Annotated in this window: 17 protein-coding genes; 5 read left to right on the top strand and 12 right to left on the bottom strand. The window is 39.3% G+C overall.

Annotated features, from left to right (window positions below; all coding sequences use genetic code 11):
- Positions 1–3 precede the first annotated feature (3 nt).
- Complete coding sequence (rlmD, locus tag ACJJVX_RS09060; RefSeq protein WP_405631145.1) at positions 4–1,329, bottom strand: 23S rRNA (uracil(1939)-C(5))-methyltransferase RlmD; 1,326 nt, start codon at positions 1,327–1,329, stop codon at positions 4–6.
- Between the two features lie 98 nt (positions 1,330–1,427).
- Here rlmD and barA point away from each other — a divergent pair, with 98 nt between their 5' ends.
- Positions 1,428–4,193, top strand: coding sequence for a two-component sensor histidine kinase BarA (gene barA / locus ACJJVX_RS09055; protein WP_054453818.1), 2,766 nt, complete (start codon positions 1,428–1,430; stop codon positions 4,191–4,193).
- A 78-nt stretch (positions 4,194–4,271) separates the two neighbouring features.
- Here barA and ACJJVX_RS09050 read toward each other — a convergent pair whose 3' ends face one another.
- Positions 4,272–5,993, bottom strand: coding sequence for an amidohydrolase (locus ACJJVX_RS09050; protein WP_405631142.1), 1,722 nt, complete (start codon positions 5,991–5,993; stop codon positions 4,272–4,274).
- 275 nt (positions 5,994–6,268) lie between these two features.
- On the opposite strand from ACJJVX_RS09050, the gene ACJJVX_RS09045 reads away from it, so the two are divergent.
- Positions 6,269–6,937 (top strand): response regulator transcription factor, encoded by a 669-nt coding sequence (locus tag ACJJVX_RS09045; protein ID WP_064435323.1) that lies wholly within the window; start codon positions 6,269–6,271, stop codon positions 6,935–6,937.
- The gene (locus ACJJVX_RS09040; RefSeq protein WP_405631139.1) at positions 6,930–8,099 is read left to right on the top strand and encodes a hypothetical protein; all 1,170 of its coding nucleotides are present in this window, start codon (positions 6,930–6,932) and stop codon (positions 8,097–8,099) included. Before ACJJVX_RS09045 ends, ACJJVX_RS09040 begins: the two co-directional genes overlap by 8 nt.
- A 16-nt stretch (positions 8,100–8,115) precedes the next feature.
- Here the strand turns inward: ACJJVX_RS09040 and ACJJVX_RS09035 are convergent, their stop codons facing one another.
- Entirely contained in the window at positions 8,116–9,105 is a 990-nt protein-coding gene (locus ACJJVX_RS09035) for a hypothetical protein (RefSeq protein ID WP_405631138.1), read from the bottom strand.
- A 107-nt stretch (positions 9,106–9,212) separates the two neighbouring features.
- Here ACJJVX_RS09035 and ACJJVX_RS09030 point away from each other — a divergent pair, with 107 nt between their 5' ends.
- Entirely contained in the window at positions 9,213–9,677 is a 465-nt protein-coding gene (locus ACJJVX_RS09030) for a YcxB family protein (RefSeq protein ID WP_054203404.1), read from the top strand.
- Positions 9,678–9,711: 34 nt separating this feature from the next.
- Here ACJJVX_RS09030 and csrA read toward each other — a convergent pair whose 3' ends face one another.
- The 7 genes from csrA to ACJJVX_RS08995 all read right to left on the bottom strand — a co-directional run bounded on the left by csrA (position 9,712) and on the right by ACJJVX_RS08995 (position 16,832).
- Positions 9,712–9,903, bottom strand: coding sequence for a carbon storage regulator CsrA (gene csrA / locus ACJJVX_RS09025; RefSeq protein ID WP_054203405.1), 192 nt, complete (start codon positions 9,901–9,903; stop codon positions 9,712–9,714).
- Between the two features lie 84 nt (positions 9,904–9,987).
- A complete protein-coding gene (locus tag ACJJVX_RS09020) occupies positions 9,988–11,211 on the bottom strand; it encodes an aspartate kinase (RefSeq protein ID WP_054203406.1) in 1,224 nt (407 codons plus the stop codon).
- Positions 11,212–11,217: 6 nt separating this feature from the next.
- Complete coding sequence (gene alaS / locus ACJJVX_RS09015; RefSeq protein WP_054203407.1) at positions 11,218–13,818, bottom strand: alanine--tRNA ligase; 2,601 nt, start codon at positions 13,816–13,818, stop codon at positions 11,218–11,220.
- Between the two features lie 19 nt (positions 13,819–13,837).
- Positions 13,838–14,290: a regulatory protein RecX gene (locus ACJJVX_RS09010; RefSeq protein ID WP_054203484.1), complete on the bottom strand. Its 453-nt coding sequence runs from the start codon at positions 14,288–14,290 to the stop codon at positions 13,838–13,840.
- An 11-nt stretch (positions 14,291–14,301) separates the two neighbouring features.
- The gene (locus ACJJVX_RS09005) at positions 14,302–15,090 is read right to left on the bottom strand and encodes a BPSS1780 family membrane protein (protein ID WP_405631135.1); all 789 of its coding nucleotides are present in this window, start codon (positions 15,088–15,090) and stop codon (positions 14,302–14,304) included.
- 78 nt (positions 15,091–15,168) lie between these two features.
- The gene (gene ribA, locus ACJJVX_RS09000) at positions 15,169–15,792 is read right to left on the bottom strand and encodes a GTP cyclohydrolase II (protein WP_054203409.1); all 624 of its coding nucleotides are present in this window, start codon (positions 15,790–15,792) and stop codon (positions 15,169–15,171) included.
- A 215-nt stretch (positions 15,793–16,007) separates the two neighbouring features.
- Positions 16,008–16,832, bottom strand: coding sequence for a LysR family transcriptional regulator (locus ACJJVX_RS08995; protein ID WP_054453810.1), 825 nt, complete (start codon positions 16,830–16,832; stop codon positions 16,008–16,010).
- Positions 16,833–16,936: 104 nt separating this feature from the next.
- Here ACJJVX_RS08995 and ACJJVX_RS08990 point away from each other — a divergent pair, with 104 nt between their 5' ends.
- Complete coding sequence (locus tag ACJJVX_RS08990; RefSeq protein WP_054203411.1) at positions 16,937–17,332, top strand: hypothetical protein; 396 nt, start codon at positions 16,937–16,939, stop codon at positions 17,330–17,332.
- A 90-nt stretch (positions 17,333–17,422) separates the two neighbouring features.
- Here the strand turns inward: ACJJVX_RS08990 and ACJJVX_RS08985 are convergent, their stop codons facing one another.
- Positions 17,423–17,632 carry a cold-shock protein gene (locus tag ACJJVX_RS08985; RefSeq protein ID WP_054203412.1) on the bottom strand — a complete coding sequence of 70 codons (210 nt, stop codon included), beginning with the start codon at positions 17,630–17,632 and terminating at the stop codon, positions 17,423–17,425.
- A gap of 186 nt (positions 17,633–17,818) precedes the next feature.
- Entirely contained in the window at positions 17,819–18,028 is a 210-nt protein-coding gene (locus ACJJVX_RS08980; protein ID WP_016706518.1) for a cold-shock protein, read from the bottom strand.
- Between the last annotated feature and the right edge of the window lie 39 nt (positions 18,029–18,067).

Here is an 18,067-nt window from a genome sequence, read left to right as displayed (position 1 = left end):
GCTCTACCTCCTTTGAAATAACGCCATTGTTTCAATATGCCCTGTGTGCGGGAACATATTCATTAGCCCTATTTTTTCGAGTGAAAATGCCGCTTGCGTAATAATCGCGCTGTCACGGGCTAAAGTAACAGGATCGCAAGACACATATAAAATTGTTTTAAACTGCTTAAGTGGCAGTTGCTCTAAAATAGCCATAGCACCGGTACGAGAAGGGTCAAGCACCAATATATCTAAGTCTTTACTAAACCACGGCGCTTGTTGCATTGCCTGAGTTAAATCAAAACAATGAAATTGAGCATTTGTAATTTGGTTAGTTTGCGCATTTTGCGCCGCTATTGCAACCGCCGATGAAACACCTTCTACACCAATCACACTTTTTGCGTAGTTTGCAATCGCCAATGAGAAATTTCCAATGCCGCAAAACAAATCTAAAACCTGCTCTGTGCCTTTTAAATCAAGCCATTTTACGGCTTGCAATAGCATAGCCTGATTTACTTGCGCGTTAACCTGAATAAAGTTATCAAGGCCAAACTCAAATTTTAAGTCTAATTCAGGTAAATGATAAAATGGCATAGGTAAATGGCTATGCTCAATATGTTGGCTTTCACCTTGAAAAATAACACGCCACTTATGCATCAAACCAAGTTCTACAATTGTATTTTTTAACGCCTCACTAATGTTTTTTGTATGGCGAAGTACAACAAAATTATGTTTGTCAGCTTGGCATAATTGAATATGACTCACACTTCTAAGCTCGCCATTTTGATTTAGTACTGTATCAAAAACACTAAAAATATCGCGGTACACATCGCTTAACACTTCACATTGTTTAACCGACACGATTTGCTTTGAGCCTTGAGCACGGTAACCAACGCGCATTTTCTTCGCTGTTTTGTCGTACATAACAGCTAAGCGTGCACTGCGACGGTAATGCGTTGGCGCGCTAAGTAAAGGCACTTGCCAATTCATGCCATCTAACTTGGCAAACTTTGTAAACAACTGGCTCACAGCAACTTGCTTTTCAACTAATTGTTGATCAAGGCGTAAGTGTTGCAACTGACACCCGCCACACTGTTGGTAATGCTCACAAAAAGGTTTTTCTCGTGATTCACTGGCGCTAATGACTTTGATCGTATTTGCCGCGCTGTAGCGGGCTTTATCTTCTGTTAGTTTAACTTTAACGGTTTCGCCCGGCAGTGCTCCATTTACAAAACACACTTTGTTATGGTGCTTTGCGACCCCTCGCCCCTGATGATCCATACCTGTGATAGCCAATGTTAATGACTCTTGCGTGAGGGTTTTCTTTTTTGCTTGGAAAAACTGCGCCATCGGGCAACACCTTAAATATTGATTCTACGTGAGTGATTGATTACTAGCTTATAAGTATATACTCTTTAACTAACTAATAATGATAACAACGTTCACTTATGACTAAACTTGGTTTGCGCGACTCAGTTTTAACGCTAACACTTATTCCCACAGTGCTTATTGGGTTGTTACTTGGCGGCTATTTTACAATAAATCGTTACATTGAGCTTGATGAAATTTTATATCAGCAAGGCAGCACTATTTCTGAGCCTCTTTCAATTGCAATTGAACAACCCCTATTGGCAAAAAACAAACAACTGCTAAACCGTTTGATCAGTCATGCTCATAATAAACACTCCCCTTCAATTAAGACCATTGCCATTTTTGATGAACGCAATGAACTCGTGCTAACAAGTAACTATCATCGTGACTTTGATGATCTTATGCATGACGAAAATTTAAAAAATACCAAAACAACAAAAGTTTTAGACAATAATCACCTTATTACCTTTTTTACTCCCATCATTAATCATTCAACACCCGATTCACAATGGGACAGCGCAGCATTTCAAGCATCGCTTGGCACGGTTGTGGTACAACTAAATAAAAGTCAGGCCATTATTGGCCAACAACGCGCGTTATTAGTTACCGGTATTATTATTATTCTGGCTTTAGTACTTGCTGCGATATTGGCGATTCGTTTAAGTCATATGTTTATGACGCCTTTAAACAGACTTGTTTTAGCAACAGATAAATTAATAGAAGGTAAAAGAGACACTGGTTTAGTGCAGCCTATGGTTGGCGAATTTGAATTATTACGCCAAGGCCTAAATACAATTTCAGATACCATGGTGGGTCAAAAAGATGAGATGCAAAAACACATTGACCAAGCCACCAGCGATTTACGTGAATCATTAGAGCTTTATGAAACACAAAATATTCAACTCAGCATTGCCAAAACAGATGCGCAAGACGCTAACCGTGTTAAATCTGACTTTTTAGCAAAAATGAGTCATGAATTACGAACGCCTCTTAACGGTGTAATTGGTTTTACTCGGCAGTTACATAAAACACCGCTTAATAAACATCAAAAAGATTACCTCGATACCATTGAGTTATCAGCCAATAGTTTAATGACTATCATTAGTGATATTTTAGATTTTTCTAAATTAGAAGCTGGTGCAATGGAACTTGAATCAATTCAATTCCAGCTACGCGATAACGTTAACGAAGTGCTCACTTTACTAGCCCCAAGTGCTGATGAAAAACAGCTCGAACTATCGATTTATATTAATTCACAAGTACCTGATAACATTACCGGTGACCCAACTCGCTTTAAGCAAGTGTTAATCAATTTGATCAGCAACGCCATTAAGTTTACTGAAAAAGGCGCAATCAAAATTGATATAGGCCATCGACTGCTTGATGAAGAGCGCGCCTCTGTTTTAGTCTCAGTTACTGATACGGGCGTTGGCATTCCAATGGATAAGCAAGATGCATTGTTTACCCCTTTTGGCCAAGCGGACTCAAGCATTACACGTAAGTTTGGGGGTACTGGTTTAGGTTTGATTATTACTAAGCATATCGTTGAAGCGATGGGCGGTCGAATAACCCTCAATTCAGCGCCGGGCCAAGGTACGTGCTTTACCTTTAATGGTGTATTTAGAATCCCTAATCATAGTTACAATAGTGATTTGCCGAGTAAATCACTTGCTAACAAACGCATTTTATATCTTGAGCCGCATGAGCATACTCACCATGCTGTATTGTCATTATTAAATGAATGGCAAACTCAAGTGACGGGCTGCTTTACAGAAGAAAGCTTTTTAGCAGAGATAAACAAAGAGTTTAATTACGACATTTGTATTATCGGCCATGTTGCTGCAGTCGATGAAATGCAGCGTTTAAAAGGCTATATTAAAGCCGCTAGAGACTCTACCGATTACTTATATTTAATGCTCAATACCGTCTCTCATAATATGCGAGAAGCCTATATAGGCTGCGGTGCAGATGCATGCCTTAGTAAACCACTCAACCATCGCAAATTATGTGAAGTACTTGCAGCACCGTATCGCCTTGATCACCCTGTTCATAACATTGAAGAAAACACCGAAAAGCTACTGCCGCTTAAAGTCCTTGTGGTTGATGACAACGATGCTAATTTAAAACTCATTTGCACATTACTTGAAGAGCAAATAGAGCACATAGATACCGCTCATAACGGATCCCAAGCTTATAGCATTTGTAAGAGCAATAAATACGATATTATTTTTATGGACATTCAAATGCCCATAATGGATGGTATTACTGCCTGCAAATTAATTTTAGAATCCTCATTAAATGAAGACACGCCTATTATTGCTGTCACCGCCCATGCGCTTGCTGGTGAAAAAGAACAACTCATTAAAGACGGTTTTAAAGGCTATTTAACCAAGCCAATTGATGAGGATATGCTAAAACAAATTATTAGTGATCATAGTCCACAATCGCCTCTTAAACGTGACAAAAATCGGAATATCCAAGCATACATTGAGCCTCCTTTTGTTAGCACATCGCTAGATTGGCCATTGGCATTGCAACGTGCCGGAAGTAAAAATGAGCTCGCCCTTGAAATGCTCAACATGTTACTACTGAGTGTGCCAGAAACATTGCGCCTACTTGATGAGGCCACCACTAGCCAAGATTGTGAGCATGTTTTAAGTATTATTCATAAATTTCATGGTGCGTGTTGTTATACGGGAGTGCCAAAGTTAAAGGCTCTTTCAGAAACTATTGAAACTTCGCTTAAAAATGACTGCGAACTAGAGCAAATAGAACCTGAACTGTTTGAATTACAAGATGAGCTTGAAAACCTTATGAAAGATGCCGGTTTAAGAGGTGACTAACTGTAATAACTTTAAACTCGAGTGAATGCCACTGCTATTCACTCGAATTTAAAACGGCTACTTTCAAGGATTAAATTATTAACGTTTATAGACTTGCTCACCGTCTAGCAATGTCATCATCACCTTCACCGATGTAATTTCGTCTGGTTTAATGTTGAATAGGTTTTTATCAAGTACGACGAGATCAGCGTGTTTACCCACTTCAATACTGCCTACTAAATCATCTTGTCGCATCGCATACGCACTATTAATGGTGTACGCTGCAATGGCTTGCTCTAAAGTAATTGCCTGTGGTGCACGGGTAACTGCATGCATTAACCCTACTAAAGGATCAAACGTACTGACATTCCAATCACTACTAAGTGTTAGCCTTGCTCCTGCCGTTACCAGGCTTTTTATTGGTACTAAATCTTGCGCTCGCTCGGTGCCAATAAACTCAGCGACTTCAGGCCAATGCGCCGGGTTAGTAAACTCTCCCGCAACTTGCGCATCAGCAATTACATTAAGCTGTGCAAAGCGTTTATAGTCATCAGGATCTATGACTTCTAAATGGGTAATTCGGTGACGAGATTTACCCATAGACGCATTACCTATCGCATTGAGCGCTTCGCTGATCCCTCTATCACCAATGGCATGGATATTAAAATCAAACCCTTGGTTTTCCAGTGCTGTCAGATACTTTTCAATACGCGCTTGAGAAAAGTAATTAAGCCCTTTATTACCATATAAATCGAGCCAATTAATGGCATAAGGTTCATGCATTGCGGCGGTCGTATTAACTAAAATACCATCCATATAAAACTTTACTTGGTTTACTTTTAACAAGCTATTTTGGTCTGACTGGTACAAGCTTTTTAGCTTAGCAATTTGTTTTTCGTCATTCATTTGCGGATATGCCCACAACCCTAAATTAACTCGTAAACTTAATTTATCTTCGTCAGCAACCCGTTGCCACGTTTCTATGTGCCCGCGCTGCCAATACGTACGCGCATCGCTGATTGACGTTATGCCTGCCTTGTTCAGTTCGGGCATAGTGTATTCAATTAACCCTAAGTAATCTTGTTGCTGTGCATCTGGTAAAGACTGCATAGCAAGCTCCATCACCTGATTACCTGCGTTATCATATAAAATACCGTCAAGGTAGCCTTCTTCATCGCGACCAATCACCCCACCAATTGGATCTTTACTTTGGCTAGTAATTCCTGCCAGTTCAAGTGCTTTACTATTGACCCACATAGAGTGCGATGTTTGTTCCATGATGATCACAGGTCTATCTTTAACGGCTTCATTTATTACAGAAAGTGGCGAGTCACGCATAGCGAGTAAAGTCGCTATTTCATGCCCATAACCTATTAGCCATGTCGCATCTGGATTTTGTACCGAGGCATTATAAATAGCATCAATGTACTCATTGGCTGTAGCATAACTCGGGATACTAAATTGCGTCGCTGTAGAAGCAGATTCTAGTGGGTGCATATGCACATCGTGAAACCCTGGCAGCACCATTTTACCTTCTAAATTGAGCACGCTTGTAGTTGCCCCAATAAAATCTTGAACGTCATCGTTAGAGCCAACAAATACTATTTTGTTATCCTGCAAAGCGACTGCCTCTGCCCACGGTTGTTGACCGTTAACCGTATACACATCCGCATTATAAAGAACTTTAGTCGCCACATGCGCGTTAGAATTATTGTTATCGGTTTGTTTTTCAGATGCTTGTGGTGGCGTATCACCGCAGCCAGACAGCATACAGCTGAGAGCAAAAACACTCGTTGCTAAATTCATTTTAATAGTACCCATTGTTGTCTCCAAATATTTAGCGCTACACTAACAAAGTAATGGTAACTTAAAGGTAACAGTATAGAAGCAGTTGACTTTTTATGATTAAAATACGTTCAATAAAGGGGCTGTTTTATCACCCCGCGTCAGAGTACAAAGGGCAGCGCATGTTTAGCATTTATGCTACGTTATCGCCTATTTATGGGGAGTAACCACACACCACAGGCTCTACATGACTGAAAATAAACTCATTACTGTAAATTTACCCTCTAAAAATAAGCAGGCCCTAGAACACCATGATTATATTATTAGTTGAGGACGACGCAATTCTTGCACAACAAGCTATTACCTTTTTAGAAAATGAAGGTATTGAGGTGGACTATGCCCGCTCTTTAGCGCAAGCAAAAGGGATCTGTGTTGGGCAACATTATGATGCCATTATCCTTGATATCAACTTACCCGATGGCACTGGTTTATCATTAGCACAACAATGGCGTGATACTAACACCGCGCCTATTTTATTCCTCACTGCACGCAGTGCGCTTGAAGATAAACTCGCCGCATTTGCAGCAGGGGCACTTGATTATTTAACCAAGCCATTTGCACTTGAAGAATTAGTTATAAGAATAAAATTACTTGCAAAAAAACATAGCTGTGAAGCCACACACTTTAATCTTGATACCCTGAGTATCGATCTAGAAGCTAAAATTATAAAACGAGCGCAGCGCACTATTATTTTATCACCTCAACAATGGACTTTAGTCGCTTTATTACTAAGGCATAGCCCTGCTCCAGTGAGTAAAGAGATGATAATAAATACAGTTTGGCCAGATCAAGATGTAAATAACAACATGTATAAGTCACTACTTACGCGACTAAGAACGAACCTCACTAAAGATGACGAGGTGGAGCTACTGCATACGTTAAAAAAACAAGGCGTAGCGCTTAGGTTGGCAAATGACTAAAGTAAAACAACATTCAATCAGCCAATTTTTAGTATTACGTACAGCCATTACACTACTCACGATTATAGTGATTTGGATAGCTATCGTATTAAATAGCTATCACTATGCATTAGATGATACCGCCGCACATTACCTGTTTTATGATGCGGAGCAATTAGCTGAAAACCATTTGGCGCAGCCTTACATTGATGATTTTAAAATTGTTACTAAAAACATAAACGACTTACCAGCTTGGATCATTGACTTATGGCAGCAACAGCAACTAGAGCTTAACGAGGTATCGCTATTACAACACAATCGTGATGATGTTTATATTTTGCCATACAGCACAAACACCACTCCAATATTTGTAGTTCATTATTTTGCCCAAGCAGAGTCCCTCTCTTTACTCCCTTGGTTAGCGCTTATAGCTGGGATACTCACTGTCGTTATTATTGTTATCAACATAAATAGTTCGAAAAAAATCATCACTGAAACTTTAAAGCTACATGCCACTGTCCATGATAAGAAAATTCGTACTTTTTATTTTGATGAATTTGATACTGTTGCAATTCAGTTGAGGTCAATTAGAGCGAAAGAGCAAGATGCACAACAAAAAGAGCGTTTACTGTCCGCTTTTTTAAGCCATGAAGTGCGAACACCATTGAGCCAAATAAACCATTGTTTGTCTTTATTCGCCCAGCAAGATGATTTACCACTTGCGGCTCTACCTATAATAGATCAACTGTCTCATGCACACAAAAACCTCACCACAAGTAGTGATGCTATTTTAGCATTATGGCAATTAGAAGAATGCCACTTACACGAGGTAAACTTAACTACCTACCTTAAAAATTGGCAAACTAATTTAGCGAACAAAGGTGTGTGCATTGTTCTTAAAATGAGTATAAAAACTTTAAAAATCAAAACTTACAAGCCATTACTGAATTTAATGTTAGAACAAATCAGTAGAAATTATCAACATTATGCAAATGGCGATTTACAGGTAACTCTTTGTGAAACTGGCATTACATTTACTAATACTACGAATAAAGACATTACCCAAAAAGGCAATGGACTTGGCTTTATGATCATCAACCAAGCCTGTAAACAACTAAACTGGCACTATAATGTTACCCAGCAAGCAGATATGTTTACTGTGCGCTTAACATTCAATTATTAACTTAAACATAGATTGCTCAGTTACAGATTCTTACTAATGGTTTGTTGGTTTTAAGGCTCGTAATTTGCCAGTTTATCTCGTTGCTATCTTTACTTTCAGTAATGCTAACTTGGGCAATATCGCTAAACATATAGTCGCCGGGTGCATTTAAACGAGTTAAATTAGCAGCTAACTTTTGTTGGCAAAACTCACCGGTGTCGCCATGAATGACAAGTACAGGTTTTTCCACCGATTGGGCGAACTGCGCTAGTGCATCACGATAGATTTTAAAGCCATCACAATTGGCAGTAACCAACTCACTGCATGCAGCTTGCTCCGTTTTATGAGTATAAATATCTGCCTGAAAAGCTATAACATAGGCTTTGGCTTTTGGGTCTGCTTGCGCTAACCAGCTTAGGTTATTGCTATCTCTTAAGTCTGCGTGGTGATAAGCCATTTGCTTATCACTTTTTAATACTTGCCGACGACCATTATGAGTCCCCGCTATATGCAGCGTCATAAATTCAACGTCAGCGAACTGCCAACGCGCATTTTCTGTCATACTCGTTTGGCGTTTAAAGCCCGTCAGTGTAGTCACTTTTTCAAGGTAAGCCTTATCAAACATCAATTCTTTTATAAAAGCCAAACGCTCTAGCTCATCATAACGAGGGGTTAAGTTTTCACGGTCGCAGTCGGTCCAATCATTATCCCCTGGTGTAAATACAAATGGCTGCTCTGTTAAAGTACTAAGCAGTTGCTTATGTGTTGTAAGTAACTTATCAGTGCATGGCTCTGCGCCCGCTTTCATATCACCTAAGTGCATTAAAAAACCATGAGGAGTTTGCGCTATTTTTTTACCTAAAAGACCTGTGGGGGCTAAGTTTTTATGATCAATAATTGTATAAGGCATGTCTGCCATAACCAAAAAATCTGTCACCGGTTTTGCTTCTATTGGGCTAGCACTGAGTGAGCTTGCACTTACCAACACAATGATCGAACTCATTAAACCAAACATATTACCCATCATAAAGCGTCATTATTTTGTTTAACATCTCATAATGAAAGCCAAAAGAAACGGCTTTTTTTAATTAAGCTTGCTAAAATAGCGCAACTGTTAGAATCAATAGTAAAACTATGTTATTCACTACAAGCTACACCCTTGATAAACCTTATTTTTATGAATGTTTTGATGAATCATTGCCCTATAGTGGACAAGCAAAACCTAAATATGCTTTTTTAGCATTGCTGGTAAGCCTTGGGCTGATTGCAATATATGTAATGGATAAGCACTATTTAGGCAACTTTATGATCATGGCTGCTGTATTGGAGTGTGTTGCTTTTTACTACCGTAGACCTTGGTGGGTAACGCGTCAAATGCTCAGTCGTGCATCAGGTTCAGAAGCGACCCTAACGATTGATAAAGAAGGGTTTAAAAGCGTTAATCCGTATAAAAGCTATCAACTTGAATGGCAAAACATTGATGAAGTGATCTTTACTAATCAAGGCATTGTTTTAAAAAGTAGTAAAGGTATGCAATATATTTCAAACAGCGTACTCACTGATGACGTTATTCAATACATAAAAAAAAGAGCCACTTAATAAGCGGCTCTTTCATATCAATTCAATTGGCTAATTAATCGTTGCCCGGATTCGGGTTAGACTTTTCAGCTTGGATACGCATGTAAATTTCTTCACGGTGTACCGATACGTCTTTAGGTGCATTAACACCAATACGTACTTGATTTCCTTTAACACCTAGTACAGTGACTGTTACTTCGTCACCAATCATTAGGGTTTCACCTACTCGACGAGTTAGTATTAGCATTCTCTTGCTCCCATTATTCCAATAAATTAAAAGATTCCGCGTTCGTATCTTAAAGAAAATAAGCCTTAAAAGTAAGTAAAAACTCTAAATCGATTCATTTTCCGTTAAAAAAACCTTATGTAATGCACGTACTGCCAATTCTAAGTATTTTTCATCTATTAAAACTGAGATTTTAATCTCAGATGTTGATACTAATAACACTTGAATATTCTCTTTTGCTAATGCATCAAAAAATAAACTTGCCACACCTGAGTGTGATTTCATACCTACACCAACGGCTGATACTTTAGCTACTGAGCTACAACCTGAAACATCATCACTGTTAATACAGTGGGGATTATTACGTAATACTTCAAGCGATTGATCAAAATCATTAGTGTGTACTGTAAAAGCATAGTCTATTTTTTCAAAGTTATGATTAACTTGATTAATCATATCTATTTCGATGCCATTTTCTGAAAAAAGTTTCAATATTGACGCTAAATACTCAGTGCCACTAGGCACACCATTAACGTTAATAAGACTTTCGTCACGATTAAAAGCAATACCAGAGACCACATTACTTTTCATATCGGTTTCCTCAAAGCTAATTAGTGTGCCTTGATCTGGGTTAAAACTCGACAACACCCTTATCGGTAAATTATATTTACCAGCGGCTTCTACACAGCGAATATGCAATACCTTTGCACCGAGGCTAGCCATTTCTAACATTTCTTCAAAAGTGACATGACTCATACGCCGCGCTTTAGGCTCAATACGAGGATCGGTTGTATAGACTCCGTCAACATCTGTGTAGATTTGACATTCATCGGCACCTATTGCACCTGCAATCTCAACTGCAGAGGTATCTGTACCGCCACGACCAAGCGTTGTAATATTACCTTCAACATCACGCCCCTGAAATCCAGCTATAATTGCAATGCGATTATGCTCAAGTTCATGTTTTAGCCTTGTTGCTGCTACGTCTTCAATACGCGCTTTACCAAACATATTATCAGTACGAATATTCACTTGATCTGCTAATAAGCTCACCGCAGAATGGCCACGCTTTATAATAGCCATAGCAAGTAGTGCTACAGAAACTTGTTCACCCGTTGTTAGAAGTACATCGAGTTCACGGCTGCTCGGACGAGCATCGATTTGTTTGGCAAGATTGATGAGGCGGTTAGTCTCTCCAGACATTGCAGAGAGCACCACCACCACTTGATGTCCTTGTTGCTTAGTTTTCACAACAAGGTCGGCAACAGCTTCTATACGCTCAATAGAGCCTACCGAAGTGCCACCGAACTTTTGAACAATAAGCGCCACTTAAGCTTAAGTACGCTCAGTTAACCAAGCTGTAACACTATCAAGTGCTGCGCTTAAATGTTGTGGCTGCGAACCACCGGCTTGTGCCATATCAGGGCGACCGCCGCCCTTACCGCCAACTTGAGACGCCATGTGGTTCACAAGCTCACCCGCTTTAACTTTACCGATTAAGTCTTTCGTAACACCAGCAATCAGGCTTACTTTGTCACCATCAGCAACGCCTAAAGCAATAACACCTGAGCCAATCTTATTTTTAAGATCATCAACCATGCCGCGTAACGCTTTTGATTCAGTGCCTTCAACGTTTGCCACAAGTAGCTTAATGCCATTAATTTCAACGATTGAATCAAGTAAAGATGCACCCGCTGCGCTTGCTAACTTATCGCTTAACTGTGCAATTTGTTTCTCAAGGCCTTTTGATTTTTCAAGCAAAGCGGTTACTTTTTCAAGCACTGAGGCGCTATCGCCTTTTACCAGTGCCGCTACATCGTTTAAATGCTGCTCTTGCGTGCTCACGTAAGCTATGGCATCAGCGCCTGTTACCGCTTCAATACGACGTACACCAGCAGCAATACCACTTTCAGATACGATTTTGAATAAACCGATATCACCGGCACGATTTACGTGAGTACCACCACACAGCTCAATCGAGTAATCGCCAATGGTGACTACGCGAACTTCGTCATCGTATTTTTCACCAAATAACGCCATTGCGCCTTTTTCTTTGGCCTCATCGATTGCCATCAACTCAGTGTTAAGGGCAAAGTTACGACGAATTTCGTCGTTTACTACACGCTCAATTTCACGTAGCTCAGCTTTAGTAACCGCTTCAAAATGCGAGAAATCAAAACGTAAACGTTCAGGGTCTACTAATGAGCCTTTTTGCGATACGTGGTCGCCTAATAACTGACGCAGTGCTTCGTGTAGAATATGCGTAGCAGTATGGTTCTTTTTAACGCGATCGCGACGCGCATCATTAATGTTTGCATCTACTTTGTCGTTCACACCAATACGACCCATCACTGTTCCGTGATGTGCAAAAGCATTACCAAGCTTGGTTGTATTAGTAACAGTAAATTCACCACCGGCAACTGTTAGCGTGCCTGTGTCGCCAACTTGGCCACCTGATTCAGCGTAGAATGGTGTACGGTCCAGCACTACAATACCTTGTTGGCCATCCTCAAGTACTGATACCGTTTCACCTTGTGCGAACATTTCGATTACAGTACCGCTATAATGTGTTGCAGTGTAGCCTTTAAAGTCTGTGTGTTTATCAGATTTTAATTGTTGGTTGTAATCTGCACCAAATTTACCCGCTTGCTGGGCAGTCTTACGCTGCACAGCCATGCACTCTTGGAAGCCTTGCTCATCAATACTCATAAAGCGCTCACGGGCAACGTCAGCGGTTAAATCAGCAGGGAAACCGTATGTATCATAAAGTTTAAAGACTAATTCACCAGGGATCACATCACCGGTCAAACTCGTTAAGCTATCTTCTAAAATAGCTAAACCACGCTCAAGTGTTTTACCAAACTGCTCTTCTTCGATACGCAGTACTTTTTCAATAATTTCTTGTTGTTTTGCAAGCTCAGGGTACGCTTGACCCATTTGCTCGATTAACGCCGCTACTAATTTATAAAAGAAAGAACCTTGTGCGCCTAGTTTGTTGCCGTGGCGAACCGCGCGGCGAATAATGCGGCGCAGTACATAACCACGACCTTCATTTGATGGCATTACACCATCTGAGATCAAAAATGCACATGAACGAATATGATCCGCGACTACGCGCAGTGATTTATCATCCATATCTTGTGCATTGGTCACTTCTGCAGCTGCTTTAATCAAGCCTTGGAATAAATCTATTTCGTAATTTGAATGTACGCCTTGTAAAATAGCGGCAATACGCTCAAGACCCATGCCCGTATCAACAGACTGCTTAGGAAGCGGCTCCATCGCACCGTCGCTTTGACGGTTATACTGCATGAATACCAAGTTCCAAATTTCAATGAAACGGTCGCCATCTTCTTCAGGCGAGCCTGGAGGGCCGCCCCAAATATGTTCGCCATGATCATAAAAAATTTCAGAACATGGGCCACATGGACCAGTGTCACCCATTGACCAAAAGTTATCTGAGGTAGCAATACGAATAATACGCTCTTCAGGCAAACCAATTTCGTTAGCCCAATAACCAAATGCTTCTTCATCGTCATGATAAATAGTAACAAGCAGTTTTTCTTTAGGTAGTTTTACTACGTCGGTTAAAAATTCCCAAGCAAACTTAATCGCGTCTTGCTTAAAGTAATCACCAAAACTAAAGTTACCTAACATTTCAAAGAATGTATGGTGACGGGCTGTGTAGCCTACATTTTCTAAATCGTTATGCTTACCACCGGCACGCACACAACGTTGTGAGCTTGTTGCGCGGTTATAAGGGCGACTTTCTGCGCCTAAAAATACGTCTTTAAATTGTACCATGCCGGCATTATTAAATAATAATGTCGCATCGTTACCCGGAATAAGCGAGCTTGATGGAACAATTTGATGTTGTTTACTGGCAAAAAAGTCTAAAAACTGTTGCCTGATCTGTGCGGTAGTCATGTGCTGCATGTGAACGTCTCACCCATTTTTACTGTGCTTGCATTGCAAAATCTATTTGTTCGTAACTGAACCCTCGATACATTAAGTAGCGCACGCGCTTAGCTTTTTCTTTGTGATCGAAGTCGTCCTGTGAATTTGAATATTTCTTTAAATACGCATCCTGCGCTAACTCAAACCAATCTATTTCAAATGATTCAATAACACTTTCTAAAAGTGTTCGGTCAATCCTTTTTCCCATGGCTTCGCTTTGTATACGCTTTAAACCATGTTTTTTAGCAATATGACGACGAACAAACCCTTCAATATAACGCTGCTCATTAATAAAATTGTGCTCTTCGCACCAATCTAATAAAGCCTCGATAAATTCAGGCGTTGCCTCTTTTTGCTGTAATTTTTGGGTTAACTCTCGACGCGAATATTCTTGGCGTCCGAGTAACCAAAGTACATAATTCTTTAGCTTTTTTTGTAAAGCTTCATCCATTTCATCAGCCATTACGCGTCAAAACGACCGCTGTCATCATTATACTGCTGCGCCACAGGCTTTTCATCTGCTGGCGGTACAATCGGCATAAAAATAGCTTGATAAGAAACAAAAAAACTAATGTAACAAATCGGCATTAAAACCAACAGAGGCAAGAATGATAAGAACATTGAAAACATCATCAAACCCGCTGCAATTGCGCCGTATATACTCAGTGGAGCCATGTTGTGATAAAACACCATAAATGAGCTTTTTAGCACTTCAAATATATGTTTTTGTTTATTAAAATAAACCAGTGGTACAGCGTACGCAAACGCGGTTAAATAAACCGACAAAGCAATTAAAAACAAAGCCACATTCGCCATCGAAATACTGTTAATGACTTGCTGCAATGCGATATTTGGATCTACATTTGGATTACTCATAATTTCAACCGCTTCACCAAATAAACCACTGGCTAATAGTGCCATCAGTATACCCGCTGCCATTTGGTACAATGCCAAACGTAATAGCCCCATTCGATTACCTTTAGCCGTGAAAGGCTTAAGAATATCGGCCAGCATAATTTTTCCGCCTTGCTGCTTAGTAATTACCGCTTGGTAAAAACCAGCCGTTAAAAATGGCGTTGCAAGCGCGGCTAATATTTGCAAAAAAGGCAAAAATAGCGACAGTAAGCCGACAATACCTATAAATAAGTGCATAAAAATAAAGGTAAATGGCTGTGTTTTAAAAATATGCCACCCAGCTTTAAACCATTTCAGCCCAGCATCGGCTTTAAATACTCGTAATTCAATTGACATACTAGCTCTTAAATTAGCAACAAAACACGCCGAGTATAACTCGGCGCAAGGTGGGATCACAGAGTTGAAAGCTCAAAACTATGGTTTTTTAATCTTCTTTATATCTAACATGTGCGCGCCGTGCTTAATTTTAGTTTCTAAATAAGCACGATTCCCCACGACACCCGCTTTAATATGAGCGTGAGTGCCTACAACTGAATCAACCTCAATCCCAGCATCTCGCAGTGCATTTAATTTATTTGGGTTATTTGTCATTAATTTAACATGATTTAACCCCATCGCTTCAAGCATCAAAACGGCGTCTGAGAAGTCACGTAAATCATCAGCAAACCCTAAATGGTTATTTGCTTCATAGGTATTCATACCTTGTGATTGCAATACATAAGCATCGATTTTGTTATATAAACCAATGCCGCGCCCTTCTTGGCGTAAATAGAGCAAAATACCACCCTGTTGGTTCATCATCTCAATACATTCATTGAGTTGTTCGCCACAATCACAGCGAGATGAATGAAATACATCGCCTGTTAAACACTCAGAATGCATACGGATAAGTGGTACAGATTGCTCTGTATCTGCACGGTTAAATACCAATGCAACATGCTCTTGACCATCTTTTAAACCGCTGAATGAGATTATTTCTGCGGGAATATCACTGTTTTTGCCAACATTAAGCTGGACTCTAGCTCTTACTTGCGCCACGACAAATCCAAATTTTAAGAATAAATGCGATGTTATAAAGTGTGATATTATCACGAGGTGTACTTGTATTTAAAATAATGCAACATCGCAATAAGTAATCACTATATTGAGGCAATTACCAACAATTCAAGCATTATACCTCAGATAGCGCATAGGCTAAATCGCCAATTTAACTTACCTATAATACCTTACGGCTGAGATATAAAATAAAAACTTTAAATCAGTGAGGTACCTTCGATAACTGCAACTACACTCTTTGGTAACTTTCGATAAGCTAATACAATCGAGCGCATTATAGGGTTATTTAAGACAATCGGAATATACTTTAAATCACATTCTTTTTGAATGTATGATTCAGGTATAACAGCAACTCCGAAACCTAACTTTACAAGGCCTTGAAGCTGAAAGTCATGGATAGCTTTGCCTTGATAAGTGATTGATATGTTTTCATCACTAATAAGTCTTTCAAATGCTTTTCGATTAGTGCAGTAAGGCCTTTCAATAAAGGCTAACCCTTGCAACTCATTCAAACCCACTGTTTTATTTTTCGCTAAGGGGTGATCTTTATGTACGATCAGCTTATAGCCTTCTTGATTTAGCCCTTTAAATTTAAACTGTGGTGGTAATAATTGCTCATCAATCAGCGCTATTTGCGCTTGTTCAATAACATCAACGATGAATAAGTTAACATTTATAGGTGTATTTTTTATCAGTTCTAGAATATTAGCGTAGCGCTCGATATTTATATCCGGCTGCACATATAGATTTAACTCGTGCACATTGCTAGGTATAAAAGCGGCCTCTAACTGCTGGTTTTGTAACAGTAAATCACTCGCAAGTTTGTAAAGTTTATGGCCATCAGCGGTGGGTTTTATACCTCGTTTACTGCGTTCAAATAACTTAACACCTAAACTTATTTCCAGAGTTTTAATAGCATGAGTAACTGAAGGCTGAGCAATGAAACATCGCGATGCCGCTGCAGTGATTGATCCTTCCTCATATGCTGAGATGAAGTAAGTTAATGGCCTAACCTCTATCACATAATTTACCTATAGATTGATAATATAAACAATATTATACCTATAGCTATGAATTTGCTAATTTCAACTGAGAAAACAATACAATTAACCAAAAGGACTAAAAAATGATTGAACGCTATAGTGATATTGCAATTCATAAAGTTTTAAATTTATTCGAAAAAGGAAATATGGCATTACTAGATTTAATTGCTGACGATATTGATCTGCGTATAGAGCATTACAAAGATGATGCGCAAACCAGTTGGCAACAATGCAATGACAAAGCTGGCTTTATAACTTTATTAACTCGTCTAAGTACTGATATTTTTCCTAAAGGAACCCTTATTACAAGCATGGGATCTCAAGCTTTAGGGGATGGCTGGCATATAACAACCTTTGATCAATCATTTTGGTATGGTGAAGCAAAAAAAGACGTTAGCAGCCGTACTTATATTATTTCTCATGAGTTGGCAGGTAAAGTGGATTATTTTCGCGAAACTGTGAGTACGATAAGATACTGAATAAAAGAATGTGAAATGTATTAAAAATGCAGAGGTTATTTTAAATAATAATATTAATGGGTTATTGCTAACCCATTAAATTGTATGCAATTAGATGCAAACGATGTTTTCAGCTTGTGGACCTTTTTGACCTTGAGTAACAGTAAACTGTACACGTTGGCCTTCAGCAAGAGTTTTGAAACCGTCGCCTGAGATTGCACTGAAATGAGCAAAAACGTCAGGACCTGACTCTTGTTCGATAAAACCGAAACCTTTTGCTTCGTTGAAAAATTTAACTGTACCAGTTGTAGTGTTAGACATAATAGATATCCTAAAAATTAATAAAAGTGTGCCATAAAGAGGCGATTGAGCTGGAAAAAACAAATATTTAACTGAGGATAACGCGTAGAATTATTACTAATAACAACGTGGTACGTACAAATAAACAATCTTTCTTTCAAACTTCTAAACATTAATGGGTTATTGCTAACCCATTAAATAAGGCAATTAGATGCAAACGATGTTTTCAGCTTGCGGGCCTTTTTGACCTTGAGTAACAGTAAACTGTACTCGTTGGCCTTCAGCAAGGGTTTTAAAACCATCGCCAGAGATAGCACTGAAATGAGCAAAAACGTCAGGACCTGACTCTTGTTCGATAAAACCGAAACCTTTTGCTTCATTAAAGAATTTAACTGTACCAGTTGTTGTAGTAGACATAATAGATATCCTAAATATAGTAAATGTGTGTCTGTAATT

Origin of the sequence: Pseudoalteromonas sp. Ld20, from assembly GCF_045064175.1 — a bacterium.
GTDB classification, from domain to species: domain Bacteria; phylum Pseudomonadota; class Gammaproteobacteria; order Enterobacterales; family Alteromonadaceae; genus Pseudoalteromonas; species Pseudoalteromonas neustonica.
This window is presented reverse-complemented; position numbering and strand designations above follow the sequence as displayed.

Excerpts from the sequence above, each read along its gene's own strand:
- rlmD (WP_405631145.1), bottom strand. The coding sequence starts at position 1,329 with ATGGCGCAGTTTTTCCAAGCAAAAAAGAAAACCCTCACGCAAGAGTCA.
- barA (WP_054453818.1), top strand. The coding sequence starts at position 1,428 with ATGACTAAACTTGGTTTGCGCGACTCAGTTTTAACGCTAACACTTATT.
- ACJJVX_RS09050 (WP_405631142.1), bottom strand. The coding sequence starts at position 5,993 with ATGGGTACTATTAAAATGAATTTAGCAACGAGTGTTTTTGCTCTCAGC.
- ACJJVX_RS09045 (WP_064435323.1), top strand. The coding sequence starts at position 6,269 with ATGATTATATTATTAGTTGAGGACGACGCAATTCTTGCACAACAAGCT.
- ACJJVX_RS09040 (WP_405631139.1), top strand. The coding sequence starts at position 6,930 with ATGACTAAAGTAAAACAACATTCAATCAGCCAATTTTTAGTATTACGT.
- ACJJVX_RS09035 (WP_405631138.1), bottom strand. The coding sequence starts at position 9,105 with ATGATGGGTAATATGTTTGGTTTAATGAGTTCGATCATTGTGTTGGTA.
- ACJJVX_RS09030 (WP_054203404.1), top strand. The coding sequence starts at position 9,213 with ATGTTATTCACTACAAGCTACACCCTTGATAAACCTTATTTTTATGAA.
- csrA (WP_054203405.1), bottom strand. The coding sequence starts at position 9,903 with ATGCTAATACTAACTCGTCGAGTAGGTGAAACCCTAATGATTGGTGAC.
- alaS (WP_054203407.1), bottom strand. The coding sequence starts at position 13,818 with ATGCAGCACATGACTACCGCACAGATCAGGCAACAGTTTTTAGACTTT.
- ACJJVX_RS09010 (WP_054203484.1), bottom strand. The coding sequence starts at position 14,290 with ATGGATGAAGCTTTACAAAAAAAGCTAAAGAATTATGTACTTTGGTTA.
- ACJJVX_RS09005 (WP_405631135.1), bottom strand. The coding sequence starts at position 15,090 with ATGTCAATTGAATTACGAGTATTTAAAGCCGATGCTGGGCTGAAATGG.
- ACJJVX_RS08990 (WP_054203411.1), top strand. The coding sequence starts at position 16,937 with ATGATTGAACGCTATAGTGATATTGCAATTCATAAAGTTTTAAATTTA.
- ACJJVX_RS08985 (WP_054203412.1), bottom strand. The coding sequence starts at position 17,632 with ATGTCTAACACTACAACTGGTACAGTTAAATTTTTCAACGAAGCAAAA.
- ACJJVX_RS08980 (WP_016706518.1), bottom strand. The coding sequence starts at position 18,028 with ATGTCTACTACAACAACTGGTACAGTTAAATTCTTTAATGAAGCAAAA.